This window comes from Microbacterium sp. ER1 (assembly GCF_023383675.1).
In the GTDB taxonomy this organism is placed as follows: domain Bacteria; phylum Actinomycetota; class Actinomycetes; order Actinomycetales; family Microbacteriaceae; genus Microbacterium.
Map to the genome: position 1 here is coordinate 307,199 of NZ_QCXO01000138.1, position 26,655 is coordinate 333,853.

Annotated in this window: 33 protein-coding genes; 10 read left to right on the forward strand and 23 right to left on the reverse strand. The window is 66.7% G+C overall.

Going from position 1 to position 26,655, the window contains the following annotated elements:
• Positions 1 to 36: 36 nt before the first annotated feature.
• The 6 genes from BV453_RS14800 to rpsB all read right to left on the reverse strand — a co-directional run bounded on the left by BV453_RS14800 (position 37) and on the right by rpsB (position 5,029).
• Entirely contained in the window at positions 37 to 639 is a 603-nt protein-coding gene (locus BV453_RS14800) for a DivIVA domain-containing protein (RefSeq protein WP_139833330.1), read from the reverse strand.
• Complete coding sequence (locus BV453_RS14805) at positions 639 to 1,784, reverse strand: phosphatidate cytidylyltransferase (protein WP_025103360.1); 1,146 nt, start codon at positions 1,782 to 1,784, stop codon at positions 639 to 641. Before BV453_RS14805 ends, BV453_RS14800 begins: the two co-directional genes overlap by 1 nt.
• A 5-nt stretch (positions 1,785 to 1,789) precedes the next feature.
• Positions 1,790 to 2,344 (reverse strand): ribosome recycling factor, encoded by a 555-nt coding sequence (gene frr, locus BV453_RS14810; protein ID WP_062766584.1) that lies wholly within the window; start codon positions 2,342 to 2,344, stop codon positions 1,790 to 1,792.
• A gap of 67 nt (positions 2,345 to 2,411) precedes the next feature.
• The gene (gene pyrH / locus BV453_RS14815; protein WP_025103358.1) at positions 2,412 to 3,128 is read right to left on the reverse strand and encodes a UMP kinase; all 717 of its coding nucleotides are present in this window, start codon (positions 3,126 to 3,128) and stop codon (positions 2,412 to 2,414) included.
• A gap of 90 nt (positions 3,129 to 3,218) precedes the next feature.
• On the reverse strand, positions 3,219 to 4,046 hold the full coding sequence (gene tsf, locus BV453_RS14820) for a translation elongation factor Ts (protein ID WP_025103357.1): 828 nt from the start codon (positions 4,044 to 4,046) through the stop codon (positions 3,219 to 3,221).
• A 41-nt stretch (positions 4,047 to 4,087) separates the two neighbouring features.
• Complete coding sequence (gene rpsB, locus BV453_RS14825; protein WP_025103356.1) at positions 4,088 to 5,029, reverse strand: 30S ribosomal protein S2; 942 nt, start codon at positions 5,027 to 5,029, stop codon at positions 4,088 to 4,090.
• A gap of 306 nt (positions 5,030 to 5,335) precedes the next feature.
• On the opposite strand from rpsB, the gene BV453_RS14830 reads away from it, so the two are divergent.
• Complete coding sequence (locus tag BV453_RS14830; RefSeq protein WP_249521924.1) at positions 5,336 to 5,938, forward strand: murein hydrolase activator EnvC; 603 nt, start codon at positions 5,336 to 5,338, stop codon at positions 5,936 to 5,938.
• Between the two features lie 21 nt (positions 5,939 to 5,959).
• Here the strand turns inward: BV453_RS14830 and BV453_RS14835 are convergent, their stop codons facing one another.
• Both BV453_RS14835 and BV453_RS14840 read right to left on the reverse strand, forming a co-directional pair.
• The gene (locus BV453_RS14835) at positions 5,960 to 6,862 is read right to left on the reverse strand and encodes a tyrosine-type recombinase/integrase (RefSeq protein WP_249521925.1); all 903 of its coding nucleotides are present in this window, start codon (positions 6,860 to 6,862) and stop codon (positions 5,960 to 5,962) included.
• 92 nt (positions 6,863 to 6,954) lie between these two features.
• On the reverse strand, positions 6,955 to 7,362 hold the full coding sequence (locus BV453_RS14840) for a DNA-processing protein DprA (protein ID WP_308195770.1): 408 nt from the start codon (positions 7,360 to 7,362) through the stop codon (positions 6,955 to 6,957).
• Here BV453_RS14840 and BV453_RS14845 point away from each other — a divergent pair.
• The 8 genes from BV453_RS14845 to BV453_RS14880 all read left to right on the forward strand — a co-directional run bounded on the left by BV453_RS14845 (position 7,312) and on the right by BV453_RS14880 (position 13,952).
• Positions 7,312 to 7,653 carry a hypothetical protein gene (locus BV453_RS14845; protein WP_249521926.1) on the forward strand — a complete coding sequence of 114 codons (342 nt, stop codon included), beginning with the start codon at positions 7,312 to 7,314 and terminating at the stop codon, positions 7,651 to 7,653. The genes BV453_RS14840 and BV453_RS14845 overlap by 51 nt on opposite strands.
• Before the next feature lie 119 nt (positions 7,654 to 7,772).
• On the forward strand, positions 7,773 to 8,504 hold the full coding sequence (locus BV453_RS14850) for a hypothetical protein (RefSeq protein WP_249521927.1): 732 nt from the start codon (positions 7,773 to 7,775) through the stop codon (positions 8,502 to 8,504).
• A gap of 172 nt (positions 8,505 to 8,676) precedes the next feature.
• The gene (locus tag BV453_RS14855; protein ID WP_249521928.1) at positions 8,677 to 9,978 is read left to right on the forward strand and encodes an RES domain-containing protein; all 1,302 of its coding nucleotides are present in this window, start codon (positions 8,677 to 8,679) and stop codon (positions 9,976 to 9,978) included.
• Positions 9,979 to 10,070: 92 nt separating this feature from the next.
• Positions 10,071 to 10,514 carry a hypothetical protein gene (locus BV453_RS14860; RefSeq protein ID WP_249521929.1) on the forward strand — a complete coding sequence of 148 codons (444 nt, stop codon included), beginning with the start codon at positions 10,071 to 10,073 and terminating at the stop codon, positions 10,512 to 10,514.
• 147 nt (positions 10,515 to 10,661) lie between these two features.
• Positions 10,662 to 11,279, forward strand: a complete 618-nt coding sequence (locus BV453_RS14865) for a hypothetical protein (protein WP_249521930.1) — start codon at positions 10,662 to 10,664, stop codon at positions 11,277 to 11,279.
• A gap of 55 nt (positions 11,280 to 11,334) precedes the next feature.
• Positions 11,335 to 11,535 carry a hypothetical protein gene (locus BV453_RS14870; RefSeq protein ID WP_249521931.1) on the forward strand — a complete coding sequence of 67 codons (201 nt, stop codon included), beginning with the start codon at positions 11,335 to 11,337 and terminating at the stop codon, positions 11,533 to 11,535.
• A gap of 200 nt (positions 11,536 to 11,735) precedes the next feature.
• Positions 11,736 to 13,115: a hypothetical protein gene (locus tag BV453_RS14875; protein ID WP_249521932.1), complete on the forward strand. Its 1,380-nt coding sequence runs from the start codon at positions 11,736 to 11,738 to the stop codon at positions 13,113 to 13,115.
• Positions 13,116 to 13,118: 3 nt separating this feature from the next.
• Positions 13,119 to 13,952, forward strand: coding sequence for a hypothetical protein (locus tag BV453_RS14880; RefSeq protein WP_249521933.1), 834 nt, complete (start codon positions 13,119 to 13,121; stop codon positions 13,950 to 13,952).
• A 43-nt stretch (positions 13,953 to 13,995) separates the two neighbouring features.
• Here the strand turns inward: BV453_RS14880 and BV453_RS14885 are convergent, their stop codons facing one another.
• The 6 genes from BV453_RS14885 to BV453_RS14910 form a co-directional block, all read right to left on the reverse strand.
• On the reverse strand, positions 13,996 to 14,166 hold the full coding sequence (locus BV453_RS14885) for a hypothetical protein (RefSeq protein ID WP_249521934.1): 171 nt from the start codon (positions 14,164 to 14,166) through the stop codon (positions 13,996 to 13,998).
• A 125-nt stretch (positions 14,167 to 14,291) separates the two neighbouring features.
• The gene (locus BV453_RS14890; protein ID WP_308195771.1) at positions 14,292 to 15,506 is read right to left on the reverse strand and encodes an XRE family transcriptional regulator; all 1,215 of its coding nucleotides are present in this window, start codon (positions 15,504 to 15,506) and stop codon (positions 14,292 to 14,294) included.
• Positions 15,409 to 16,092: a hypothetical protein gene (locus BV453_RS14895; RefSeq protein ID WP_249521936.1), complete on the reverse strand. Its 684-nt coding sequence runs from the start codon at positions 16,090 to 16,092 to the stop codon at positions 15,409 to 15,411. Before BV453_RS14895 ends, BV453_RS14890 begins: the two co-directional genes overlap by 98 nt.
• A 146-nt stretch (positions 16,093 to 16,238) precedes the next feature.
• Positions 16,239 to 17,150, reverse strand: coding sequence for a hypothetical protein (locus BV453_RS14900; RefSeq protein ID WP_249521937.1), 912 nt, complete (start codon positions 17,148 to 17,150; stop codon positions 16,239 to 16,241).
• A gap of 27 nt (positions 17,151 to 17,177) precedes the next feature.
• Positions 17,178 to 18,080 carry an abortive infection family protein gene (locus BV453_RS14905; protein ID WP_249521938.1) on the reverse strand — a complete coding sequence of 301 codons (903 nt, stop codon included), beginning with the start codon at positions 18,078 to 18,080 and terminating at the stop codon, positions 17,178 to 17,180.
• A 40-nt stretch (positions 18,081 to 18,120) separates the two neighbouring features.
• A complete protein-coding gene (locus BV453_RS14910; RefSeq protein ID WP_249521939.1) occupies positions 18,121 to 19,284 on the reverse strand; it encodes a hypothetical protein in 1,164 nt (387 codons plus the stop codon).
• Positions 19,285 to 19,460: 176 nt separating this feature from the next.
• Between BV453_RS14910 and BV453_RS14915 the strand changes: the two genes are divergently transcribed.
• Positions 19,461 to 20,219, forward strand: a complete 759-nt coding sequence (locus BV453_RS14915) for a ComF family protein (protein ID WP_249521940.1) — start codon at positions 19,461 to 19,463, stop codon at positions 20,217 to 20,219.
• Here the strand turns inward: BV453_RS14915 and BV453_RS14920 are convergent.
• From BV453_RS14920 to BV453_RS14960, 9 genes are all read right to left on the reverse strand, one after another.
• On the reverse strand, positions 20,197 to 21,627 hold the full coding sequence (locus BV453_RS14920) for an SIR2 family protein (RefSeq protein ID WP_249521941.1): 1,431 nt from the start codon (positions 21,625 to 21,627) through the stop codon (positions 20,197 to 20,199). The genes BV453_RS14915 and BV453_RS14920 overlap by 23 nt on opposite strands.
• The gene (locus BV453_RS14925) at positions 21,624 to 22,370 is read right to left on the reverse strand and encodes a hypothetical protein (protein ID WP_249521942.1); all 747 of its coding nucleotides are present in this window, start codon (positions 22,368 to 22,370) and stop codon (positions 21,624 to 21,626) included. The genes BV453_RS14920 and BV453_RS14925 overlap by 4 nt, the downstream gene beginning before the upstream one ends.
• Positions 22,371 to 22,592: 222 nt before the next feature.
• A complete protein-coding gene (locus tag BV453_RS14930; RefSeq protein ID WP_308195772.1) occupies positions 22,593 to 23,273 on the reverse strand; it encodes a magnesium chelatase domain-containing protein in 681 nt (226 codons plus the stop codon).
• Positions 23,270 to 23,632, reverse strand: a complete 363-nt coding sequence (locus BV453_RS14935; RefSeq protein ID WP_249521943.1) for a YraN family protein — start codon at positions 23,630 to 23,632, stop codon at positions 23,270 to 23,272. The genes BV453_RS14930 and BV453_RS14935 overlap by 4 nt, the downstream gene beginning before the upstream one ends.
• A gap of 111 nt (positions 23,633 to 23,743) precedes the next feature.
• Positions 23,744 to 24,070, reverse strand: a complete 327-nt coding sequence (locus tag BV453_RS14940; RefSeq protein WP_017204525.1) for a DUF2469 family protein — start codon at positions 24,068 to 24,070, stop codon at positions 23,744 to 23,746.
• 56 nt (positions 24,071 to 24,126) lie between these two features.
• Positions 24,127 to 24,786, reverse strand: coding sequence for a ribonuclease HII (locus BV453_RS14945; protein WP_249521944.1), 660 nt, complete (start codon positions 24,784 to 24,786; stop codon positions 24,127 to 24,129).
• Positions 24,783 to 25,508, reverse strand: coding sequence for a signal peptidase I (gene lepB, locus BV453_RS14950; protein ID WP_025103349.1), 726 nt, complete (start codon positions 25,506 to 25,508; stop codon positions 24,783 to 24,785). The genes BV453_RS14945 and lepB overlap by 4 nt, the downstream gene beginning before the upstream one ends.
• Positions 25,509 to 25,627: 119 nt before the next feature.
• The gene (gene rplS, locus BV453_RS14955) at positions 25,628 to 25,978 is read right to left on the reverse strand and encodes a 50S ribosomal protein L19 (protein ID WP_025103348.1); all 351 of its coding nucleotides are present in this window, start codon (positions 25,976 to 25,978) and stop codon (positions 25,628 to 25,630) included.
• Positions 25,979 to 26,147: 169 nt separating this feature from the next.
• Positions 26,148 to 26,636 (reverse strand): MFS transporter permease, encoded by a 489-nt coding sequence (locus BV453_RS14960; protein WP_249521945.1) that lies wholly within the window; start codon positions 26,634 to 26,636, stop codon positions 26,148 to 26,150.
• Positions 26,637 to 26,655: the final 19 nt, after the last annotated feature.

The window sequence follows — 26,655 nt, forward strand, 5'->3', positions numbered from 1 at the left end:
CTACGCATACCTGCCTGAACAGGCCATCAGGCAGGCTCAGCGGACCGCCAGGATGACGTCGATCGTGGCGTCGAGCAGCGCATCGACCTGCTCCTCGCGGTAGCCGCCGCGCTGCATGCGGAACGCCGCGGACCGCAGCTGTTCGGCGGTCAGCGCGTCGCCGTCGCGGAGGTACCGGACGATGCGGGAGGTGACGTGATCGACCTCGTCGACGCGGTACCCGAAGGTGAGGATTCCGGTGCGGGCGAACCGATGACGCCGCGGACGCGCGAGATGGTCGAGGATCACCTGTGCATCGGCCCTGGCCTGTTCCACCCAGGCTCCAGCTCCGCGAGCGCGCACGGCGCGCTCGCGCTCTCGGGCCGCAAACGCATCCTCGACCCGGCCGAGCGCGGCATCGACCTCCGCCACTGCATACCCCTCCTTCACGAGGGGGAACGAGGCGGTGCGCACGTCCTCGGCGGTGAGGTCGTCTCCTCCGCCCTCGAACGCCTGACGCGCCGAGGCGAGGAAGGTGTCGACGGCCGCACGGTGGTAGCCCTTGGTGCGACCGCTCGTGAGCGCGAACGCAGGCTTCGCCGTGCTGCGCGCAGAGGTGTCGACCCCGTCGTCGTTGATCACAGCACCGCTGTCGTTCATCAGAGCACCAACCAGGGAGAGAGGAGGAAGTACAGGCACAGGGCGGGGATGGTCGACAGCAGGATGCTGTCCAGGCGATCCAGGAGACCGCCGTGGCCGGGGAGCCAGGAGCTCATGTCCTTGATGCCCAGGTCGCGCTTCAGCATGGACTCGCCGAGGTCGCCGAGCGTCGCGGACAGCAGGATCGCCGCCCCGAAGATCACGCCGCCCCACCAGGGCAGATCGAGGAGGAACAGGGCCAGGAGCACACCCGCCGCCAAGGAGGCGACCACGGCCCCGCCGAAGCCCTCCCAGGTCTTCTTCGGGCTGATCCGGGGCGCCATCGGATGCCGGCCGAACGCCAGACCCGCGGCGTACGCCCCGGTGTCGGCCGCCACCGCGATCGCGATGAAGCTCAGCACCCACCACTGGCCGCCCTCCTGCTCAAGCAGGATGAGGGCCACGCCGGCGAGGAACGGCACGTACACCTGGATGAAACCGCCGATCACGGCGTCGGTGAGCACGTCACCGTAGGTGCGACCGTCCTTCGCGACCATCTGGGCGAGCAGCCGCCACACGATGACGAAGGCCACGGCGACGAACAGCATGACCCAGCTCAGCCACGGCTCGGCGAAGTACGCGGACAGCACCAGGAAGGTGGCCGCGACCAGCTGCGGGATCACATCCACGCGGCGTCCGGCCGCCCGCAGCGCCCGGGACAGCTCGTAGACGCCGAGGAGAGCGGCGGCCAGCGCGAACGGGACGAACAGCGCCTTGATGAACAGCAGCGATCCGAGGAGGGCGGCGCCGAAAGCGAGCCCGATCACGATCGCGAGCACGAGGTCGCGGCCGGTGCGCTGCTTGATGCGTTCGTTGGCCTGATCGAGCTGGTCGCGGGCGTGCGACACGTGCGTCCCGAACTCATCCCGCGCCTGGCGCCACTGCTCGCGGATCGCATTGTGATCCGCGGTGTCCAGCCGCTCCGCCGTGACGGACGGAGCGGGAGGCGTGACGGGAAGCGGAGGACGCGGCGGCACGCTCCCGGCGTCGAATCCCGGGAACGACGCATCGCCGAGCGGGGCACCCCCATCGGAGACCCGGTCCGGCTGTGCCTCCCGGCGGGTCACCGGAGTGCCCTCCTCGGCGCCGCGCGATTCATCGGACATACGAGCTACACCTCGAGGAGTTCGGCCTCTTTGCGCTTGAGCGCGTCGTCGATGAGGTCGACGTGCTGACGGGTCAGCGCGTCCAGCTCCTTCTCGCCGCGGGCGATCTCGTCCTCGCCGAGCTCGCTCTTCAGAGCGTCGAGCTCGTCCTTCGCCTTCCGGCGGATGCCGCGGACGTGGACCTTGGCGTCCTCGGCCTTCGACTTCACGAGCTTCACGTACTCCTTGCGCCGCTCGGCGGTGAGCTCGGGCATCGTGACCCGCACGAGGTTGCCGTCGTTCGTGGGGTTCGCCCCGAGGTTCGGCATGTCGCGGATCGCCTGCTCGATCGCCTTGAGCGCCGACTTGTCGTACGGCGTGATGATGAGCGTGCGCGCTTCCTGGTTGGCGAGCGAGGCGAGCTGCGCCAGCGGCGTCGGCGTGCCGTAGTAGTCGACCAGCACCTTCTGGAAGAGCTGGGGGTTCGCACGACCCGTGCGCACCGTGGAGAAGTCCTCCTTGGCAGCCTCGACGGCCCGGGACATGCGGGTGGTGGTTTCAGCGAGGACGTCCGCAATCACGGTGGCTCCTATCGTCGGGGTGTTCTGGAAATTCTATCGGGAGCGGGCTCCCGTCCCGTGCAGGCGCTCAGGCCGTGACGAGCGTGCCGATGGGCTCGCCCAGGAGCGCGCGGGTCACGTTGCCCGCCGGCTCCATCCCGAAGACGCGCATGTCCATGTTGTTGTCCATGCACAGGCTGAACGCCGTGGAGTCGACGACCTTGAGTCCCTGCTGCAGCGCGTCGCGGTAGGTCACGCGCTCGATGCGCTCCGCGTCGGCGTGCTTGTTCGGGTCGGCGGTGTAGATGGCGTCGACGCCGTTCTTGGCGACGAGCACCTCCTGCGCGCCGATCTCCAGGGCGCGCTGTGCGGCCACGGTGTCGGTGGAGAAGTACGGCAGGCCTGCGCCGGCGCCGAAGATCACGACGCGGCCCTTCTCCATGTGGCGCTCTGCGCGACGCGGGATGTAGGGCTCGGCGACCTGGGTCATCGAGATCGCGGACTGCACGCGGGTGGCGGCGCCCGCCTGCTCCAGGAAGTCCTGCAGCGCGAGCGCGTTCATGACGGTGCCGAGCATGCCCATGTAGTCCGCTCGTCCGCGGTCCATTCCCCGCTGGCTGAGCTCCGCGCCGCGGAAGAAGTTGCCCCCGCCGACGACGACGGCCACCTCGACGCGGTCGACCGCGGCGGCGATCTCCCGCGCCATCTGGCTGACCACGTCAGGGTTCACGCCGAGCTGACCGGCGCCGAACGCCTCTCCGGAGAGCTTCAGGAGGACGCGGCGGCGTCCGGTGCGTTCAGTCATGGGGGATGTCCTCTCGTCCCGATTCAAGATAGTGCCTGGTGGGCATGAAGAAGGGGTTCGGATCGAGTGATCCGAACCCCTTCGACAGTGCTACGCGCCGACCTTGAAGCGCGCGAAGTCCGTCACGGTGATACCGGCGTCCTTCGCCACCTGGGCGACGGAGAGCTTGTTGTCCTTCGCGTAGTCCTGCTCGAGCAGGGCGACCTGCTTGATGAACGCGGCGACACGGCCCTCGACGATCTTCGGCAGGGCGGCCTCGGGCTTGCCCTCGTTGCGGGAGATCTCGGTGACGATCTCGCGCTCCTTCTCGACCGCGTCCGCCGGAACGTCCTCGCGGGACAGGTACGACGGGTTGGCGAACGAAATGTGCTGGGCGATGCTGCGCGCGGTCGCGGCGTCGTCACCCGTGTAGGCGACGACGACGCCGATCTGCGGCGGCAGGTCCTTGCTCGTGCGGTGCAGGTAGACCTCGACGCTGTCACCGGTGACGGTGCGCACGCGACGGAGCTCGACCTTCTCGCCGATGATGGCGGCCTCTTCCGAGATGAGCTGCTCGACGGTCTTGTCGCCCGCCGGAGCGGCCAGGGCGGCCTCGACCGAGTCGGCCTTCACGGCGGCGACGGCGTCGGCGACCTTGTCGGCCAGCGCGATGAAGCGCTCGTTCTTCGCGACGAAGTCGGTCTCGCAGGCGAGCTCGACGAGCGTCACGGCTCCGTCCTGCTCGCGAGCGACGACGAGGCCCTCGCTGGTCGAACGGTCGGCGCGCTTGGCGTTGCCCTTCGCACCCTTCAGGCGCAGGATCTCGGTGGCCTTCTCGACGTCGCCGTCAGCCTCCTCGAGCGCCTTCTTGGTGTCGACCATTCCCGTGCCGAGCTGCTCACGCAGCGCCTTGAGGTCGGCGATGGTGAAGTTGGCCATGTGTGGTGGCTCCTTGCTTCGTTGTGTGGGTGTACGAGGGATTACTTGGCGTCAGCGGCCTCGGCGGCGGCGACCTCGGCGGTCTCCTCACCGGAAGCGGCGGCGATCGCCTCGTCGTGCGCCTGGGCACCGGCCTCGTCGGCGGCGGTGGCGTCGGCGGCCGGGGTCTCGACGACGGCGGCCTCGTCGTCCGCGGTCACGACCTCGGCGGCGTCAGCGGACTCCTGCACGGGAGCCTCGAGAAGCTCCTTCTCCCACTCGGCCAGCGGCTCGGCGTCGCCCGACTCCGGGTTGTGCTTCTGCTGCAGGCCCTCGGCGGCGGCGTCGGCGATGATGCGCGTCAGCAGCGACACCGAACGGATGGCGTCGTCGTTGCCGGGGATCGGGTACTGGAAGTCGTCCGGGTCGGCGTTGGTGTCGAGGATGCCGATCACCGGGATGCCGAGCTTCTTGGCCTCGTCGATGGCGAGGTGCTCACGCTTGGCGTCGACGACCCAGAGGGCGGACGGCGTCTTGGTGAGGTTACGGATACCGCCCAGCGACTTGTGCAGCTTGTCCAGCTCGCGCTTCTTGAGCAGCAGCTCCTTCTTCGTGAAGCCGGAGGCGGAGGGGTTCTCGTAGTCGAGCTCCTCGAGCTCCTTCATGCGGGCGAGACGCTTCGCGATGGTGGAGAAGTTGGTGAGGAGGCCGCCGAGCCAGCGCTGGTTCACGTAGGGCTGGCCGACGCGCGTGGCCTGCTCCGCGAGGATCTCCTGCGCCTGCTTCTTGGTGCCGACGAAGAGGATCGTGCCGCCGTGCGCCACGGTCTCCTTGACGAAGTCGTACGCCTTGTCGATGTAGCCGAGCGACTGCTGGAGGTCGATGATGTGGATGCCGCTGCGCTCCGTGAGGATGAAGCGCTTCACCTTCGGGTTCCACCGACGGGTCTGGTGTCCGAAGTGCACGCCGCTGTCGAGCAGCTGACGGATGGTGACCACAGCCATGGTCGTCTCCTGATTCTGGCGCGGGACGCGCCGTTGAGGTTGTCATGCCGACCGGACGGTCGGACATCCTGGTGCCCGGCTCACGCCCACCCGTTCGGAGACGGGACCTGCGGGAGTGGATGCCACGACGGAGTCGCTCTGGGCACGCGTAGTCACCCCGAGATCGAGGTGCTCGTCCAGCATACAGGATCATGCGCCCACAGCTCGTCCTCCCCAGCAGCGCAATTCCTGGTCTTCTCCCCTGCCTCCGGCCCCGGCGGAGAGAACCCGCTCCACCGGCCCGCACCGGCCACGCACACTCGCGTGATGACTCCTCCATCCCCTCCTCGCCCTCGCTCTTTCCCGCACCCCTCGCTGCTCCGGGTGCTGATCGCCACCGTGCTCGCCGCTGTCGTGCTCCTGTGCGGCGGTGCTCCGTTCCCGTCTCCTCCCGCCGCGCGAGCGGCGTCGGCACCGCACGGCCTCACGCCCGTGCCCGACGAGTTCGTCTCCGACGTTCCCTGGCGGTGGCCCGTCGAGGGGACTCGGCGCGTGAGCGTCGCCTACCGCGCGCCGGCGCACGCCTACGGTCCCGGGCACCGCGGTATGGATATCGTCGCGAGCGCGGGCGACGCCGTCCTCGCCCCGGCGGAGGGGGTGGTCGCGTACCAGGGCGTCGTCGTCGATCGCCCGCTGCTCACGATCCGACACGCCGACGGTCTCGTGAGCACGTTCGAGCCCCTGGAGTCGCCTCTGCGCGCGGGAGACCCGGTCCGCCGGGGCCAGGACATCGGCCGTGTCGCCACGGGCGGTCACACTCCCCCGGGCGCGCTGCACATCGGGGTGCGACGCGACGGCGAGTACCTCAACCCGATGGTGCTGTTCGGCGGTCTCCTGCGGGCGCGCCTCCTGCCCTGCTGCGACGGATGACCCGACGCGCGGGCTTCGCGCTCAGGCCCGAGGGTGCGCCAGACGATACGTCGCCGTCAGCCGCTCCGCCGAGACATGCGTGTAGATCTGGGTGGTGCCCAGGCTCGCGTGCCCCAGGATCTCCTGCACCGCGCGGAGATCCGCACCACCGTCCAGCAGGTGGGTCGCCGCCGTATGGCGGAGGGCGTGCGGACCGACGGTCTCGGCGCCGACGACGGGCGCGAGCGCACGGGCGACCACCTCGTAGACCGTCCGCGGACCGATACGTCCCCCGCGACTGCCGAGGAAGACGGCGGGCGACGCGGCGCCGGACCGCGCGAGCAGAGCCGGTCGAGCGCGGCGCAGGTAGGCGGTGAGCGCATCCCGCGCCGGCGCGCCGAACGGGACGACGCGCTCCTTGTCGCCCTTGCCCCGCACGAGGGCCGTGCCCCGATCGAGATCCAGGTCGTCGATGTCGAGGCCGCAGAGCTCGGAGACGCGGACCGCGGCGCCGTAGAGGAGCTCCAGCACCGCATGGTCGCGGAGGGCGGTGGGATCGCCCGAGGACGCCGCCTGCCGGTGTCGCTCCAACAGCTCCGTCATCGCGTCCTTCGATGCCACCGTCGGCAGCGTCTTCGCGCGCTTCGGCGCCACGAGCCGCAGGCTGGGGTCGAGGGGGACGATGTCCTGCTCGCGCGTCCAGCCGAAGAACGCCCGCGCGGTGGCTGCGCGTCGGGCCAGCGTCGCCCGGGCGTCACCACGCTGGGTCGCCTGCCAGAGCCATTCGCGCAGCATCTCCAGGTCGATCCGGTCGACCGGGCCGCCCCCGACGCTCGCCCCGAGGTCTCGCAGATCGGAGCGGTACGCCTTCACGGTCGCCGGAGAGAGCCGACGTACCTTCTCGAGGTGGTCGGCGAACGCCTCGACGGCGACCGCGAAGTCCATATCCCCAGCCTGCCGCTCCCCCGCCTTCAGAGCGACGCGCCCCGCCGGGCGCGACCGACGACGAGCGCCCCGCACACCGTCAGCGCGTACCCCTAGGGCGCCGCGCCCCTTCCGCGCCAGCCGTCCCCGTCGCGGCGAGCGAGCCCGTCGAGGTCGAGCAGACCGAGCAGGGCCCTCGTCCGCTCGACGGTGAGACCCGCGCGCTGCGCGAGCTCCGCCTCCGTCCGAGCGGTCCGCGTGCTCAGCGCGCGGAGGAGCCCCACCCGCCCCTCGTCCGTCGCTTCACGTCCCCGGGGCGACCGGGCACCGACAGGGAGCATCTCGGCGACCTCCGCCGCGGAGGTGACGCACACCGCGTCGTATTCGCGCAGCAGCCGGTGACAGCCGGCCGAGGACGCAGACGTCACCGGACCGGGTACCGCGCCGAGCGGCCTGCCCAGCGTCGCCGCATGCCCCGCCGTGTTGAGGGAGCCGCTGCGCCAGCCCGCCTCGACGACCACCGTGGCCTCGGCTCACTCGCACCAAACCGCTCCTTCAACGACTCCCAATTCATGGACTGTGACGAGACGAACTCGATCTCTTGGACCGCGTCCCTCCCCACCGCGGAGAGGGCTCGCTTTCTCCAGGAATCGGCCGCGACCTTTTCGTCGTGCATGACCACAGACCGGTACGACGACTTCTTCGACTTGCTCGAGGACTGGATGAACACGGCACGCATCCACTCGGACCCCACGCTCGCTGCCGCGCTCTCTGAAGACATTGAGGACCCGCTCGGGCAGATTGTGCCTTGAGGCCCTTGCGGACTCCCTATTGACCAATGCGAACGGTCCGTCCTCGTCCGAAAGGCCAGACGGGGCGATGGGTAACGGCGGCGTTGCCGCCGTGCTGATGGCCTGACAGAGTCATTGCCGTGGAGACCATCACCGCTGCGATCATCACGTCGTCCGTCACGTTCCTCTCAGTAATCGTCGCCGTCGTCGCGCTTCGGCGGCAGTTCGTGAAAGACCGTGCAGAACGGAACGCCGCCAATGAAGCACGCAAGACGGAAGCGAATCGACAAGCACGGTTGATGAAGGAAGCAACTGAAGCGCGAACACTCGCCGAGCATCAACGGGTGGAGGCGATCGAGCGCGCAGATCGGCATCGAGCTGAGGATGCCGATCGGCGTGAACGCGCTGCCGCGTACTCGGACTTCCTAGTCGCCGAGAGCGCGCGCTCCGACGCGTTTGCCGACTACGCCCACGTTCGGAAACAGCTCTCACACACGCCGTTCAAGAAGGGGACGCCAGAGGAGGACGCTCGCGTGGCGGAGATCGAGGCACGTCTCAGACTCGCGAGCGATGAGATCGATCGAACCCGGGCGGAGTCCTGGGGGCCGCTCGCGACAATGCGCTTGGTCGCGTCCCACGATGTGCTCCGCGCGGCCGACGCATATGACAAAGAGTTGGCTGCAAGCAATCCACGACGCGAGAAGATGCCGCCGGTCCCGCTCACGATGAACCGGAAACGAGACCTCATCGACGCGTTCCTCGCCGCAGCCCGCGCGGACCTGGGGCGGTCCCCCGTTGAACGACAGGTGCTGGTTAGCGCGGACGAGTCAAACGAAGAAGAGCCAGAGGAAACCCCGATCGGTCAAGATTAAGTTCTTCGGACCAGGAGACTCATACTGCTGTAGTCGTGAGGCGTCAGGCGTCGGCTCCCGTACGACGCGGAGCTCGCACCCGCAGCAGAATTGGGGACGTACCGCGCGCTCGCCGGCGCACTCACCGCAGTGAAGGCGGGACGAGCGATGTGCTTAGATCGCGGCTATGGGCATGGCGAAGCAGCAAGCGATCGCGGCACACGAACGCGGATACGACTCACTCGACGATATGACGATCTGCCTGGATCACCTCACGGACTCATATCTCCTCACCCATGCTGGCCTCGCCTCCGAGGCATCGTGCTCCTTCTGTGGCCGCACGCGCGAAGACGACGCCTTTGCCGTGTCGTTCAGCGGTGTCCAGGAGATCTTCATGAACGGATTCTGGACCTTCTACACACGAGCCGACGACGCGCCCTATTGGGATCATGAGTACCAAGGGCTGGAGGACACAGGGCTCACTGTGAACGAGTTCGCGCAAGGAATCTTCGACGACAGCGTGGTCGACCACGTCGCCGATGCGCTGACCAAGGCGATCGGGGACCCGGAAGTGGGAACTTGGTTCAGTCGAATGGCAACCGACGATCTGGAGCTCAGCTGGTCCGAGTTCGTCCATACTGCGAGGCACGTGTCGCGATTCATCGTCCCTGGCGACGAGGATGGCCGATCCCCGATGGCGCGTGTCTCGTCATTTCTTGGGGAGCTCCTCCTTTACGTCGAGGGCGAGCACAGCCTGGTGCGCACGATGGAACCGGGAACACTCGTCTACCGTGGCCGCCCCGCGGAGAAACTCACTGGCAAGCTCTACGACACGGCAGAAGATCTCGGTCCCGCCCCCGGCGACAAGGCCGCGGCGAACCGGATGTCCCCCGCCGGCATCCCCATGTTCTACTGCTCTGCGGACCCTGTCACGGCGGTGGCGGAGATCGCCGTCCACGATGTCCGGCCGTTCGCGGTCATCGGTGAGTTCACCTGCCAACGCGACCTGCGGATCCTGGATCTGACAAAGGTTAGAACACGACCGTCACCGCTCGACCCCGACCACTGGGCCGAGATGCGGATGCTCTCATTTCTCGATCAGTTCGCCGCCGATCTGTCTCGTCCTGTGATCGCCGATGATCGGCAGCATGTTGAGTACGCTCCCACCCAGGTGCTCACCGAGTACCTCCGTTGGGCCCCGTCGGCGAAGATCGACGGCATCGAGATGCGCAGCAGCCAGACGGGTGCGTCGACGTACATCCTCTTCGTCGACGCCGACAACGTCGTGGACGTCTCCGCCCCGGTGGAGCCTGTCGGTATACCTCGAACGCGCCTCACCGCCGATCTGCTTGGCGACGACGAACCCGTCGGGCCAGCTTTCACGCTCGACCCAGCGAGTGTCGTCGCCTACGAGGTGAACCGGAAGGTCGAGCCGATCCCGGTCGCGCATCGGACGGCCACGGAGTGGGTGATCACCAGACCGTCTCGCGCGTAATCCCCCGTTCGCGCGGCCAGAGATGTCCAGCTGGAACTCGACGGCCGCGCGATCGAGGCATGACGGGAATCGATGACTGCAAGAATGTCCGGATGACGGGCCGCACCCAACTCCCCGAGCATAGGTTCGCCGGATGGGCGCTGACCAGGGAACTCAGCGCTGAGGAACGCGAACTCGTGGCAGCGATCGAGACTCGACGATCGCCGCTCGAGGTGGCGGCCTCTCGCGAGCTCGATGAACGGCGCGCAGCTGTCGAGGGCGATCTCGTGCCCGTGTGCACATGCGGGTGGCGCGGGGCGCCGGAGCCGTGGCAGCCGACACGCTTCCGAAGCTCGCGAGGCGGACAGCAGCACATTGAGCACAAACACCATGCGCGCCTCAACGCGATCAACGGAGCCTTCGCCGCAGACATCGCCGCCGCAGCGCTTCGACACGCCGCTGACGCGGCGACCGACCCGGCCGTCGTGGCCTGGCTCGAGGGGCGCGCGGCGCACGTAGAGCAGGTTGGGCATTACGACGGTCAGGTCTGGCCCTAATAGATCCACCGCGCTGGGCGAGAGGGCAGCGCGCCCTTCGGAACCGGGGGTCTATGCAGTCGTGGTCCGCTCCGCGAGCCCCAACTCATCGGCGACAACACCAAGGCAGGGATTGCGCGGTCGTGACTCTGGCAACATGATGGCCCCATGGCGCGATCGCAGGCGATTCGATTCACCTTCGCTATCCAGTCCGGCCACAATGCGGGGCTCGGTGTGGGGCAGTTTCGCGTGTGGTGCCACCGTGAGGACACGTACATCGCCGACCCTGGTGTGCCCCAGTGGAAGACCTCCCTGCACGGCGAGGTCGCATGGCGCCCCGCCGAGACTGCGGAGAGCCATTCTTCATCTGAGGCGCGACTTCCAGCGGACATCGATCGCGCGCCATGGAAGTATGCCCCGCCCCATTTCGTCGACGGTCAACGACTCGCATCTGTGGTCGGCGTAACTCGGGCGGCGCTCAGACCGTGGACCGCGCCTGAGCGGTATCAGCGCGTCGAAGTCCGAGATCGATGGGACGAGCTGACCAAGGCCAACGTTTGGATGACGAAGGCAGATGCCGACGTCCCAGACCACCCGACTCGTGTCGGGCCGATCCTTGAACTGGCAAGCGGTACACGGGTGTGGGTATCCGTCGGTCGCGAAGCCTTGGATCCCATTGACCCCGAGCCGGTGCCGATCTCGACGATGCTCGAGCCCCAGATTCCTGGAGTGCACGACGTGACCGCCCCTGGCGTACTGATCCGTGGGGTCCATCTGGCGCGCTGAAACCCGGCCGGTCGACAGACGCGAACCGGTCTAAGCACCTGCGTAGAGTCGTCGAATGGACTACGAACGCTTCGACGGCGCCGACGGCCTCGAGATCCGCGTCCCGAAGAACGAGGGCTATCGCACTTGTGCCGAATGCGGCGCGGACTGCCTGCCTGAGCCGACCGACATCGAGGGCGCCGGCATTCGGATCGCGTTCGTCTGCCCAGACCACGGTGTCCACTCCTTCATCGATCCGTTCGAAGGACGACGGTAAACGGGCCTCAGCAGCGGCTCGCTCGGCGGTGGGACCGAAGATCGAGACTCGCCAGCTCCGCGTCGCAAAGATCAGCGAGGCAGTCAGCACCAGCGACGAGAGTCGTAAGTGAATTCTCCAGGACATGTCGGGCCGTCCGATGTACTGATTTGACCCGACGATATTCTCGTCAGCAACGGTGAATCGAAAGGGTCCGTGCCATGGCAGAGGAGGTACGCGAGCAGGAAACCGTCCTGTCTCCGACAGACCAGGCGCAGCAAAACCCGCGAGACGTAGCACTCTTCTCTGCCGACGCCACGCGCCCGCGCGTTCTCGCCATCGGCTTGACGCCCGACGAGATCCAGGCGATCCGGCCAGTCGCAGGCAGCATCGTGGAAGCCTCGAGCATCTACGACGTTCATGCCGAGGAACACGATGTGCTCATCCACACTGGCGCGAACTTCAGTGATTCATCATGGTTCATGAATCGGCGGATCGCGTTCGCCGCCGCGGCGAAACCTCCGGAAGAGCGCCCCCGTGTCGCGCCGAGTTCTGGTGGCGTGCATGGGAGTGGCCGAACGCCCACCGCGAGTCGGACCCGGTTCAAGCCCGCGCGTGACTTCGACGTAACCGAGAAGGCGCGGAGTCTCGGCGTGGCGAGCCTTGTCGAGCGATCCTGTCGCCCCGCCCAGGGCGCTACCTATTCTGGATTTACTACCCCGGTCTACCCAGATCGCGAGGAGACACCGTTTCTCCGAGAGCGCCTGACTAACGGTATGTGCCTCGCCGCGCTCCTCGAAACGGTTGATGACCCGACGCGCAGCGACTCGGCATTCTGGTTGCCGGATATCGCGCGCGCGTTTCTTGCGGACTGGGTTCGGGTTGCGTTCGCCCACTGGCGTGCCCATGACCCCGACGCGTTCCCAGAGGGAGCGGAGTGGCGGACGTCGGACGCGTGGAGCGCACCCGCCGAGCTTGATGCGCGAGCGCGCCTCGTCGCGTTCGATGAGGCGGAGGCTGAACGCGTTGCCAAGGCCGCCGCCCGGCGTCGGCAGCTTACGGACGGCTTGGACGCGAGCTTGTCGGCTGGGGAGGTCTGGCGGTCGTTGGTCTCCGACGCCGGCGACGAGCTCGTCGCTGCTGTGAAGACGGCCCTTGAAGGGTTCGGGTTCGCGGTTGTCGATGCTGACGCGCTCCCTCAGCACAAGGGGAAGAAGCGGGAGGACCTCCGAGTCTCCGACGGCGACTGGGTCGCCCTCGTCGAAGTGAAGGGTTACGCCGGCGCCGCCAAGTCGAACGACCTTCAGCAGCTCGCGGCCGCAGCGGCGGCGTACGCAGCAGCCGAAGGACGCGTGCCAGACGCACTCTGGTACGTAGTCAACGGGTTCCGAAACGAGGATCCGGCGCAACGCCCCCGGGCTCTCGACAACCGTGATGACGACCTCGCGGGATTCGCCGAGAATCACGGCGGCGGACTGATCGACACAAGAGAGCTGTTCATCCTCCGTCAGAGCGTTGCGCTGGGCGACATGTCGCACGAGGATGCTCGCGCCGTGCTCAAGGCGACAACTGGCCGTTTCAACACGAAGCAGGAGGCGTAGCCGGTGCCCGAGAACTCGATCGATCCGGCGATGCTGCGGAAGTTCGACCAGAACCTCCACTCGTCTGGAGGGTTGCGGGCTGCGCGCGTGATCGAGCCTGTCCCGTTCTGCTGGTTCTGCGATGCTCGGGCCGGCAGACGAACGAAGGAGCACATCTTCCCGCAGTGGCTGCTCAGGCATCACGGTGCGATGGATGAACGCGTGCAGCCCCACAGAATCAGTGTCCTCCTCGGCGGCGCGAAGCTCTCGGAACGCGGCGAACGCCCGCTTCGCGCCCACGTCAACGGCGAAGTCTGCGCCACCTGCAACAACGGATGGATGTCCGCACTGGAACGCGCCGTCACGCCAGTCCTCACGGCGCCCGCACCGACCGGGACGATCACCGCGACCGAAGCCGAGACGCTCGCGCGCTGGTTCGCCAAGACAGCGGTCAACCTCAACGTCTCCCAGCCGTTCAGACTGCTCGTGGATGCGGAATCGCGGCACGGCCTCGCGACCGAGATCCCGGAACGCTTCGCGGTACACCTGTTCCGAGTCCGCACCCAGGACGGAGTATTCGACTGGCTTCAGAAGTCTCCCGAGATAGCAACTTCCGGAGAACTCGGCGCTGAGGATGTCCTGCGCGCCACGGAGCTGACTCTCGTCACCCACATTCGAGTCGCGGACCTCGTGGGCGTCGTGGTGCACGTTCCGCAAGGTCTCCGACCGACGGACGTCAAGATAGACACGGCCCTTCAGATCTACCCCGCACCGCGTGACACGATCGCTTGGGAGCAGGTCCCCATCGCGGACGACTACCTCGGCCCGCTCGCGATCCTGGATGTCGTCGGAACTTAGGAACTGCGATCACCAGAGGCAGATCCGCGCCCGAGACGAGTGATTAGATACGGCCGCTCGTCCTGGTCTGGAGCGGGAACCACTCCCTCAGAGACGCCACCGCGCAGAACATTGATGTGATCGCGTTCATAGCCTTCTCCTCCCAGTTGATCGATGACTTCTTCTTCGGTCGCGGACTGATGGCGATGTAGTGGATGAAGAGCAGAGCGATCATGCAGAACAGAAGTGACACAGGCGTCCCGTCACTGGCCTCGAACCAGCACCCCGACCCAGACCACGACGGGCGGAACTGTGACAAGCCTATCGATCCGGGAATGCCTGCGCCGCTCGCGTCACCTGTCAAGCATCGTCACCGACGATCCGGAGCACCGGTCGTCGGTCCGGCTGCCCGAGCAAGTCGCGCACCTGTGCAGGCGTCAGCTTGAGCGCTTCCGCCAGCGCGGGCACGGCGACGCCATGGTCCGCCGCGAGTTCCGCTGCCTTGCTCAGCAACGTGGGTACTTCCCCGGGATACGCGCTCGTCGGGTCTGCAGCCGGGTCATTGACCATGGCCAGGCGCTGGTATGCACGTCGCGCGGACGAATCGGTGGTGCGTCCGCGCTCGACCATCCGCCGCACCAGCGAGTGCGGCGACACGCCCCACGTCCTCCCGAGCCGATCCAGGGCGGCGAGGTCGAGGCGTTGCGGGAGCGCCACGTCCATCGACGCTGCAGGCGTCAGGAACGCCGCCGCGAACTCGTCGGCCTCTCGCTCGATCGCAGCGGATTGCTCCCCCGTATCCGCGTGCAGCAGCAGATGTCCGATCTCATGGGCGATCGAGAACCGGTGCCGGAACACGTTCTCACTCCGTCGCGGCGTCGTGAGGAGGATCGGGCGATCGACGATCACCACAGAGAACGCGTCGACTGCGTCAACCTCGCCGAGCGGTCGTACGGCGACCACGATCCCGTGCGACTCAGCGGTGGCGACCAGGTGTTTGACCGGCCCGTCCGGCAAGCCCCAGTGACGCCGAAGTGCGGACGCAGCGTCCGCCGGGCTCGTCCCCGGAGAGAGCTTAGGCAGGTCGACCTCGGGGAGACGCACGTATCGTTCGAGCACGAAGGTGAGCTCCCATACCAGGGTCGCCGTTGCCAGGGCGCGTTGCCGGTCACTGACGCGAGCGGAGCGCAGGCTGCGAAAGTGCGCGTTCACGGTGTCGATGCGCGCCAACGGCCGCCCCACGCTGAAGAAGTCCGGACGCACACTCAGCGTGACGGCGAGACGGTCGAGCACATCGGGTCGAGGCGAGTTGACCCCTGCCTCGTATTGCCCGATCGCAGCCGCGGACACGCCCACCGAACCGGCGAGATCCGTCTTGCTGATCCCCTGTCGCACACGCGCCTGGGTTAACCGTGCGGGCTCAAACCTGCCGTGGTTGACGGGAGATCCCGGCAGCTCGAACAAGCCTGGTCGATCGTCACGCATCCGAACGCCGGTCCTGCGTCTGCAGCTCCACGGCCGGCGCGACGGGCGTGCCGCTGTCGAACGACTCGACATTGACAGTCGCAGTCTCATCGCCGAGCGTGGACTCCCAAATGGTCTCCTCGCCGTGCAGACGCACCGCGCCGTTCGCGTACTCGGCGACTGCCCAGTCGATGGAGGTCAGCTGGCGGGGCGTGGAATGGACCATGACGAGCACTACAGGCATGACCGCACCAGCCGCCTTGAGGGCGCGCTCGAACTCGGCCTGCTCCCTCTCATTGCGGATCTCTTCACCGCCGTCGACAAAGCTCGACCCGAACAAGTCGATCGGCTCCTGTGCGAAGAAGCCGTTCATCCTCGTCACGCTCGACGCGAACCCGCTCACCGCGTCAGGCGTCGCGGGCACTCGCCAGACGAACACCAGGCATCCGTTGACGATCGGGAGCCGGTAACCCGCCGGCCTGAGCTTGTAGGGCAGATGGCCGCGGTCCTTGAACGCGTCCACCGTGTCCTCGAGCAGGTCGCGCCACTGCCCGCCGAACCCGATCGTGTATCGGGTCGCCGCGGCATCATGAGCCTCCGCCGCTCGATCGTGCCGCGCGTGCACGACCTCGACGAGGAGATCACGGGCATCAGCGGCGTGCGGCCCAAGAGCATCAGCGGGCGAGTTCGGAACCATCAGAGGACCTCCAAAGTCGGGCTCGACGGGTGGAGATCCGTCCGTCGATTCACTTTAGTCTGACACATAATCCGTGCATTTTTGCTTCAGAAGTGGTCCGGCGTGTCGCTCGCGTCGGGATCATGTAGATCGTGGCCGGGAGCGGTTCAGAGCTCCTTCTGCCCAAAGGCTTCGGTGGGAAGCGTGTCCAATCGGGCGCCGAACCGGGTCCAGGTCGCATCGATCCGGGATCGCTCGTCACTGGGATCTCCGGACCATCGCACCATCGCCTCCGCGGTACTGATCAACGTGACCGCGATCTGGAAAGCAAACTCGGTCACGATCGGGAGCGTCGGCGACAGCCCCAAGATCGTGTTGTCTTGCGAGGTTCGAATGAAAGCGTTGACCGCGAATCGATGACCGTGGGCGACTGCGGAGAGCAATGAATACAAGCGCTTTCCGTCTTGATGCGCGAGGTCGCTGTCGACGAGTTCGCTGACAAGCGTCGAGCTATCGACCCTTATCGGCCGCGGCAGTCCCAGTCGTTCAAGCTCGGACTCATGGTGCCGACGCCGTTCGCCCGGATCGACATCCTCGCCGTCGCGACTTACCAACAACTCTCCAAGCCGCTCCGGATACCGAAGATCTGAGTAGAGCAGCGAGAGCGAACGATGAGCCAGCTGAAGGAAGTCAAGATCATGCATGATCCAGCGAGGCCGTGCAAGCGCTTCAAGCGTTCCGCGGGTGAGCGTCAAGAGTGCTGTGGAGTGACGTAGTGCACTCCGGATGAGAGTCGCAAATGCCCTCGCGTGATCGACAGCGCTGAGCATGCCGTACTCGGCTTGGAGTACAGCGTCCGTGAGATGGCCGGTCGCGTTCAGCGTTTTTGCCTCCGTGAACGCACGGTCCAGAATCGACCTCTGCATCGGGGTTCGATAGTTCGAACGCAGCACGATGCCCTCGGTGGACTTCGCGGCATCGAGCACGGGTGACGAGAGGGTCTTCAGTACGACCGACTCGGTCCGAGCGTTGGCACGCTCCCGCTCGGCGTCGGTTGCCTCGATACCGCGCACCATCATCAGTTTCCCATCGCAGCCGTGTGGCGGCTAACGTGTCACCCAGGTATCGGCGATGAACTCGGTGATCGCCACCGTTGCATTGAAGATCAGCCGGGCGTGGGCTCGTGTCGCCGGGCTCTCGCTCTCACCCCCGTGCCCCGTGCCCATCGCGTTTCGCGCCTCTGCGACGCTCTGCACGACCGCGGACAGACTGCGCATCAACCCCTTCACAGCTTCCGAGGCTCGTGCGTTGCCAGGAACCGAATCGGCGTGGATCCCCAGAGCTACCGACGCCGATCGATAGAGCTTTGGAAGCTCGTCTCCCCCGCCGTACGACTGGCCCAGAGCGGTGAGGACGATCTTGCACTGGCTCTCGATCAGCTCCTTGCAGTGAGCGATCGCCGCCGAAGGGTCGGTGTCGATGTCCCGTTTGAGCCGCCGAAGCTGCGTGTGGAGCACCGTCGAGTTTGTCGTGTCCAGCTGGATTACCTGGACTTCGCCTGGGGAGTTGATTCCCGTGAGTGTCGTGCGCGCCCGGTAGTACACGGAGTCTCCGACTTTGCGATCCTGGACGAGTTCGTAGCCGCTCGTACGGAGGACACCGTTGTAGCTGGCGACCATCGTGGACGCCGCGCTCGGGTCACGCCTGACTGTCGGGTTGACCGTATCGACGAGGAACCGGAGGAACTCCTCGTCCTCGACATGCCGGAGGTTGAATCGTGTGTCTCCGAAGACCCAGTTGCTATCCCAGTCGTGGTTGCGGACACGATGCTGCCAGATGTCTTCAGCGGCGGTCCGGAACTGCGGTCGAGAATCTGTTGATGGAAGAGCGGAGAGGTCGTAGATGCGCGAGAGGAAGTCATCCTCGTCCTCGGTGCCGGACCAGTGATACGGACTGAGCGCCAGCCAGTCGAAGATGTCAGCACGCATCTGCGCGGAGATCTCGTTCATCCTGCCCATGATCCGAGGATACGGGCGGGTGAGCTCTCACCTAACGAGCACCGGATCGTTCACCCATGACTCGCTCCGCATGCCCGATCAGGCTCGTCACGAGCATGAGCACCTGTACGCAGTTTCGTTTGCTGAACTGGCGTGAGGAGACGCCGTGCACGCTGGCATGTCGCGAGTAGTGTCGCGGGATCTCGTCGCCCTTGTCCTTCCAGAACTGCTCGTGCGCGTTCCAGATCGGCAACCACACCATCGCCTCATGAACGCCCATGTCATTGAACGACTCGGGAACGTCCGCGTCCTTCTTCCGATTCGTGAGTGCCTTGCGCTCGTTCCGATCCGGGTAGAAGCCGTAGATCAGCGTGTCGAGCGTCACCGTGAACATCGCCTGGGCCGAACGCGTATGTCCCGCCCTCATCGCACCCAGCCCATCGAGGGCGAACGCCACTTCCTCACGTAGGCCGGTGTGCGTCACGTTCGTGAGCACTGCCTCGCAGTCATCCATCAGGGTCGCAAAGCACTCGCCCAGAACACGACGCCGGGCTGCTCTGTCCTTGGCACGAAGAAGCCGCACAGCTGTCCGCCCGCGCGGAACGAGATAGAGCGGGATGCCCTCCTGCTCGATGAACTCGTGCACGTCGGTGAAGCCGATCTCATCAGCGACGCTCCGCAGGTTCGGAGGCAAGAGCGAAAGTCTAAGGCTCTGGACTACCTTCGGGTCGATCAGCGGCCCGATGGAGGCGTGCAGCCCCTCCACGATCTTCGTGTACCGCTCGCCGATGCTGTTGAGGATCGAAGTGGTCGCGGGGCTAACAAGATTCAATGTCGGCAGGTTCGCAACCCATGGCTTGGGCATCACGCTGAACTGACTCGACAGAGGCTCGAAGATCGGCGACCTGATTGCCGATGACTTGAGCAGGCTGGCGGTCGGCAGCGCTGCTGTCATCTGGTTGATCATGCGCTCGGTCATCGGGCTGATCAGCGAACCGAGTTGCTCCTGCAGCCTGGCGTTAATCGGCGCAATCAGGTCAACCGCCGAGAAGCCCGACGGGAACAGCGACTTGGTGAAACCGCCCGGCATTCGAAATGCGGCAGGTTGTCCCCCAAGAACCACCAATCCTCCATCTGAGTCGACCCGGCCCCCTGGGCTCTCAGATCGCTCTTCATGGTCCTGAGCGCCTTCCGCGGGCTCGGGTTCATCAGACATGAGTGGGAGCCTCCCAGCGAGCCTGTGGCACCACTCGGAGCGCCCATTTACGGATTGTCTGGGATTCAATCGGCATCCGGCGCTCCACTCACCTCGGCGCCACCGCCGATTCCGCTTAGCGTAGCGGTGACATTGGACATCCTTACGTCCGTTCGATCGCCGCTACGCTCGATCGCGTGCACGATGCCGCGGACGCTCCCATCGCCTTCTGCGCGGGGGACGAGGACACGGCTCTTGTGCTGCCCCCAGGTGCCGCTCTGGGCGTGTGTCCGTGGTGCCACGGCCTGCTCGCCGGTCGGATCGACATGTGCTTTAACTGCGACGAGAACTCGCGCGCGCTCGACGGCAACGTCCAGCCGATCATCCCGATCTCGTTGTACGCGAAGCCGAGCCGTCTGCGTGACTGGCTCACGTTCTACAAGGATGACGGCGACGTCGCCGCTGATGAGAACGCTCGGGCGGCGATCGGGACTGTGCTGGAGCGGTTCTTCGCCGAGAACCATGAGTGGGCCGGCGCCCTTGGGGCGGATGGCGCGATCATCGTTCCCTCAACGCTCCGCCCTCCCCCGCACCCGTTGGCAGTGCTTCTCCAGGAGCGGGGATCGCTGCCGTTCGAGGTCACGTACGGACTGAGTCGGACGCCCGAGAGCCTCGGCCACAACCAACCGAACAAGGGCGCGTTCGCGGCTACCGAGGACCTCCGCGGACGGCGGGTTCTCCTCCTCGATGACGTCTACACATCCGGCGCTCGTGCGCAGAGCGCCGCGTACGCGCTCCGGCGCATCGGTGCCGAAGTCGCCGCGCTCTGCGTCATCGGCCGTCGGTACAACCCCGGCTACAGCGAGCAGAGCGCCGCCGTCTTCGCACAGCAGTCCGCTGCGCCGTTCACCTGGGCGGTCGGCGTGCGCGACGCTACTCGAACATCAGCCGTTTGATCAACATCCCGGCGGCATGAGCGGCGAGCGTGGCCGATCCGCTGTTCAGCTGATCCCACCACGCCAACTCGTCCTCGCTGTCGAGTCCGAGGTCGGCGGGTGTCATGGTGTCCCAAAGGGCCTTCGCCGCTCCCCCGGTCGCGCCGACCGGGATCACCAGAACGCCGTGCTGACGTGCCACTCCTGCTTCTTCGCCAGTCCGGGCGCTGCCAGCGATCACGACCATCGCGCGTGCCTGCGGAAAGACGAAGGCACGCATGTCGTCGAGCGTCCGCTCGGTGAAGATGGCCATGCCGACGCGGTGCTCGATCGGGATCGACTCATCGCCTGTCTCCGCTTTGCGATAGTAGAAGCGAACCAGCTCGGGCCGGTACTCGGACGGGGCCAGCGCGTCTCGGAACTGACGGCTCACCACCTGCCCAGCTGGGCCACCGAACGACGCCACGATCGGCCTTGTCCGAGGATCCGACGCGGCGAGCGTCGTCGCGATGTTCTGAGCGACCGTCGTCGCGAACCGATCCTGATCGCTCGTCCCGTCTGCGGCGAAGCTTCCTGAGACGAAGAGGAGCGCTTCGCGGCATCTCACCTCGAGCTGGCTCAGGAGCGTTGGAAGGTCTGCATGTGACTGGATCATGTGCACGTTCACCCCGGATTTCTCCAAGTCTGACACGCGAAGCTGCTGAAGTCTCTTCTCCACCGGGTCCGCCTTTTCGGCGAACACGACATAGTGCGGTGGCGCGTCGATGTGCGCAGGCAGGGAGCGCGACAGCCGTAGCAGCAGGTTTAGGTTCGGGTCGTCGAAGCTCAACCCGAGGAAGAGGAAGCTGTTCGTCAGCCACGACGCGCGCAGGCGCGTCCACGTGATCGGATGCTGCTCCTCGTAGCGCTCGAAGTCGGACCGAGTGATCACCGGGTCGACCTGCCAGCCCCGCTCTCCCGGCGTCCCCTTGGTGAGAGAACCATGCATCTTCGTGACCCGCTTCGCCCACGTGCCCGCGGCAGGCTTGACCACGTAGTCTTGCTCCCCCACGACCCACTGGTAGTCGAAATGCTCGGCTTCCAGTGACTGCTCGACGAGAAGGTCGTAGTTCGTGGTCCAGAAGTCACGGATCGGCAGATGCGAAAGCAGCGCATGCACGTCCGTCGGCCGGACATCGACATCGATCTTCCGTCGAATGGCCGCGTGGAGCGCGGCTGGGCCGTCAGTGTTGGCGATGTACTGCGCTGCGAGCACAGCGTCCGAGATCTGGCTCGGAACGTCCGCCGCGGCGCGCGCCTCCTCAATGAGCTCAGTCCACCCCGGAAGCCCCGCGCCTTGAGATGTACCGGCACCGACAAAGAGCGCCGCGTCTCCAACGGCGACCGCTTCCGCGTACTTCGCCACAAGTTCCTTGGCTGAGACGGTCATGCCGGAACATCTTCGGACGGCGTGATCTCTGCGATCACCTTGGGCACAATCCCGCGCTCATTCGCGGAGAACCGCAACGCACCCACCTGCCCACGGATCTGATGTGCGATCCACCGCTCGTCGACGATCGGGGTAAGCAATAGCGCCCGCGCCCAGAAGTCCAGCTGCTCGTCTCTGGACACGAGCCGGTGCCCGTAGAAGTGGAACGAGCGCGCCGACGAGCAGAGGATACCCGCGGTGTCGAGCACCTCGACCGCAGCACGCACGGTTGAAGCGGACCCTGGACGGACGGCCTTCGAGGTGAAGTCGAGCATCGGTAGGAATCGGTCTTCACCGTCGGCGAGCGTCACGCGTGACTGCAACGCGATCGAGTCGCGCCCATGCGCCGGCGTGCGAGAAGCCAATTCCGCGAGCTGCGCGGGAGTCTCATCCGACGTCGCGATCTCGACCGTCTCATGCTGCGACGGGTCCTGGTGGTACATCGCCGAACGAAGGATGTCGGTCGGCACGCCAGCGGGCGCCAGCTCACCTGCGATGAACAGCGCGTGCCAGAACGGGATCCCCTCAGCTGAACGGATCGCACGCGCCTGCTCGATGAGCAGCTCGCTCGCCTCAGCGCCCGCCACACGGCGCTGCACCCGTGGGGCACCCTTGATGAAGCTCACCCGGATCGTGCTTCCAACCGGCACGTTCTTGAGGACGGCAGCGGTGAGCGCCTCAACCTCGTCGAACAATGTGCTCATCCCGGAACTCCCTTCCCCTCGTCGTTCCATGATCCCCGAAGATAGGGCCGGCCTCCGACATTGGTCGCGCCAAACGACACGCCGTATGTGTTGCGTCCGCGGATCGTATCCCCCATACGCGAGCTCGTGCGGATCGATCAACGCTGTTGCCCGATCATCGTCGCACCCAAAAGCCCTCTCCTCGGCCCCGAACCGACGTCGTTTCATCATGTTCGATTGAGGTCACTGGCCTGGCGGACCGCTCAGGAGCATGTTGTGGCCACCGGCGGCCGCGACGATGAGCGCCTCGACGGCTTCCTCCTGTCCGAGGACATCGCTCAGATCGCGCTCATCGGGGTCGTCCTCCGGCGGGTGCGGCCCCGGGACCGGCTCGACGTCGGGCACGTCCACCTCCGCGCCGTGCCAGGTGGCGACCTCCGCGAGCGAGGCGGCGGCACGCACCTCCACGCCGGCGACGAGACCCGCCTCGGTCGCGTTGCCGTGGGGCACGATCACACGCTCGAACCCCGCACGGGCGGCGGCGAAGACGGCGGGAAGCACGCCCGGCACGGGACGCAGGCGCCCGTCCAGCCCGAGCTCCCCCAGGTGCACGGTCTGCCGGACGGCGCGCCGAGCGATCACATCGCTCGCGGCCAGGCAGGCCACCGCGATCGCGAGGTCGAAGGCGGAGCCGTGCTTGGGCAGGCTCGCCGGTGAGAGGTTCACCGTCAGGCGCCGCTGCGGAAGCGGGAGTCCGGAGTTCACGCAGGCGTTGTGCACGCGCTGCACCGCCTCCCCGAGGGATTTGTCCGGGAGCCCGATGATGCGGAACTCCGGCGTCTGCGGGGAGAGGTCGGCCTCGACCTCGACCACGTGCCCGTCCGCTCCCGTGAGCGCCACGGACCACGTGCGTGCGGTGCTCATGCGATGTCCTCGAGGTGCTCGACGGTGGCTGTCTCCGGGGATGCACCGGTGATACCTATCGCTTCCACCCGGAGGACCCGTCCGCGCGCCAGCTCGGGATGCTCCGCCCGCCACGCATGAGCGAGCCGCCACAGCCGCCGACGCTTCCGGTCGTCGATGGCGTCGAACGGGTGCCCGAACGCCGTCGACCGCCGCGTCTTCACCTCGATGACGGACAGGTGAGCCCCGAGGATCGCCACGATGTCCAGCTCCCCCTGGGGACACCGCCAGTTGCGATCGACGATCCGATACCCGCGTGTCGTCAGATAGTCCGCTGCCTGCTGCTCCCCGGCTCGCCCGAGGTCGTCTTTCGCTGCCATCCCGAAAGGATGGACGTCAGCACCCTGTCACCGCCGTGGTCCCGCGCGACCAGTCCAGAGGCTGTGGAAACGGCGCAGAATGTCACCGCTGTGCAGGAACGGCGCGCCGCGTCACTCTCCGTCGAGGGAGAGCTCCTGCGGCAGTTCGAACTCGCGACGCTGGAGCTCCTCGACGTTCACGTCCTTGAACGTGAGCACCCGGACGGCCTTCACGAAGCGGTCGGCCCGGTAGATGTCCCACACCCACACGTCGCTCATGGAGATCTCGAAGTAGAAGTCGTGCTCGGTGTCCCGCCGCACGACGTTGACCTCGTTGGCCAGGTAGAAGCGACGCTCGGTCTCCACGACGTACTGGAACTGAGAGACGACGTCGCGGTACTCGCGGAACAGCGCGAGCTCCAGCTCGCGGTCGTAGTCGTCGAAGGCTTCCTCATCCATGATGAGTCCATCCTATGGTCGTCCGGCGCCGGTCGCGGCATCCCGGGCGCGGCCTCTCAGAACAGCGTCGGCGCTTCGGCGATCGCCCACGAGGACCGGTGGAACGGGGAGAGCCCGAACGAGCGGATGGCCTCCCGGTGCTCCGGGCTCGCGTACCCCTTGTTGCGATCCCACTGGTAGTCACGGTGACCCTCGTGCAGCTCCGCCATGTGACCGTCTCTCGCGACCTTCGCGATCACCGAGGCCGCGGACACCGAGGCGCAGTCGCGATCCGCCTTGATGACGGGCCGCACACGCAGGGGCACGGGATGCACACGCGAGACGTAGTCGTGGTTGCCGTCGAGGAGCACCAGGGCGTTCTCGACCGTCGCGCCCAGCGCCACGACCCCCTCCACGGCCCGCGAGGCGGCGAGCCCCAGCGCCCGCATGATCCCGACCTCGTCGACCTCCGCCGCGGTCGCCCAGCCGACAGCCGAGGCCTGCACCCAGGAGGCCGCCCGGGCGGCGACGTCGGGGCGCCGGCGCTCGGGGACCAGCTTCGAGTCGCGCAGGCCCTCCGGAACCCGACGGCGGGCGCCTGTGGCGTCCATCACGGCTGCTCCGACGGCCACCGGTCCCGCCAGTGCGCCGCGACCGACCTCATCGAGGGCGATGATGAGGTCGCACTCCCCCAGGAGCTTCCGCTCCAGGGTCAGTCGAGGCGTGATGACGGTCATTCGGGGTCCGGCACTCCGGTGAAGATGTCGTGGTGGCCGTCGATCGGTCCGAATCGGTCGAGCGGCCAGGTCGTCAGGAACGCCTTGCCCACGATGTTGGAGACGGGGACGAAACCGCCGCTGGGCAGCTCCTGGTGTGCGCGGGCGTCGCGGGAGCGGTCCCGGTTGTCGCCGAGGAGCCATACGGAGTCCTCCGGCACGACGACGTCGAACGGCTCGTTGGAGGCCGCGGTGTCCCCCTCGGGGAGGTTCAGGTAGCTCAGCTCGTCGATCGGGGCGCCGTTGATCGTGATCTGCCCCAGCGCGTTGCAGCACACCACGTGGTCGCCCTCGACCCCGATCACGCGCTTGACGAGGTGGTCCTGGGTGTCGGTCGCCGAGATGCCCACGAAGGTGAGAACCCAGTCGACGGCCTTGACCAGCGGCGGCTGTGCCGGCGCCTGCGGCATCGGGTCGAGCCACCCGCCCGGATCCTTGAAGACGACGATGTCGCCGCGCTCGTAGCCGGTCCACCGCGGCGTGAGCTCGTCGACGAGGATGCGGTCGTCGATCAGCAGCGTCCGCTCCATGGAGGCCGAGGGGATGTAGAACGAGCGCACGACGAACGTCTTGATCACGAAGGACACCAGCGCGGCGATGACGACGATGACCAGCACGTCTCGGAGGAAGACCAGGAACCCGCGCCGCCGTCGTGTCGGGCGTGCGGACGGAGAGTCAGTCATCTGGTTCCTTCTCGAAGAGTGCACCGTGAGCGCACGGCAGTAACAAGGTTCGCACACCGGGGACAGAACGAAAGCACCCCGGGACATCGTGTCCCGGGGTGCTGTGAAGAAGCTTCGCGTCAGTTGTTGACGCGCTTCTCCTTGATCTTCGCCTTCTTGCCGCGGAGCTCGCGCAGGTAGTAGAGCTTGGCGCGACGCACGTCACCGCGGGTGACGACCTCGATGTGGTCGATCACCGGGGAGTGCACGGGGAAGGTACGCTCGACACCCACCTGGAAGCTGATCTTCCGGACGGTGAAGGTCTCGCGGACGCTGTCACCCTGGCGGCCGATGACGACGCCCTGGAAGACCTGGATACGGGAGCGGTTGCCCTCGGTGATGTTGACGTGCACCTTGACGGTGTCACCGGGGAAGAACTCGGGGATGTCGGAACGGAGCGAAGCCGCGTCGACGGCGTCGAGGATCTGCATGATCGTCTCTCTCTGCACTCGCCTCAGGTCGGATGCACGGATTAGGAAGGAACAAGAATGGGAGTGTGCCGAACGGCGCTGACGCGTCCGCGGGCTCCCCTGGGGCAGAGCCGGTCACGGCACAAAGAACCATTCTGCCACGGATGACAGGCCCGGCCAAAACGGCGGGTCAGAGCCGGTCGTCGGTCTCCCGCACCACGATCACCTCGTGCACGCTCGTCTGCGGGCTCTCGGTGCGCGGCGGCGTCATCGTCGACCAGGAGATGGTCTCGCGGATGCGCGTCCCACTCCCCCGCGCCTCGTCCCAGAGCTGCCACAGCTGCAGCCAGACCAGGGCGATGCCTACGACGATGGCGGCCGCGAGGAGCCAGCCGAACGCCCCGTCGATGAAGAAGCCGACCGCGATCGTGAGCGCGTGCCAGAGACCGAACCCGGCGACGTCCCACCACGAGACGGCACGCTCGGCGCGGACCGACGGACGGGAGCGCGTCAGCAGCGTGAGCAGGAGCTGCCCCAGGAACACCGAGGGCATCGCGATGAGCAGCACCCAGAGGATCGACCAGCCGCCCTGGAAGACGGCCCAGCCGATGAGCAGCCACAGCGGCAGGAGGAACGCCGACGGCAGCAGCCAGCGGAAGAAGGCCTGTCGGATCCACATGCTCCGATGCTACGGCGAC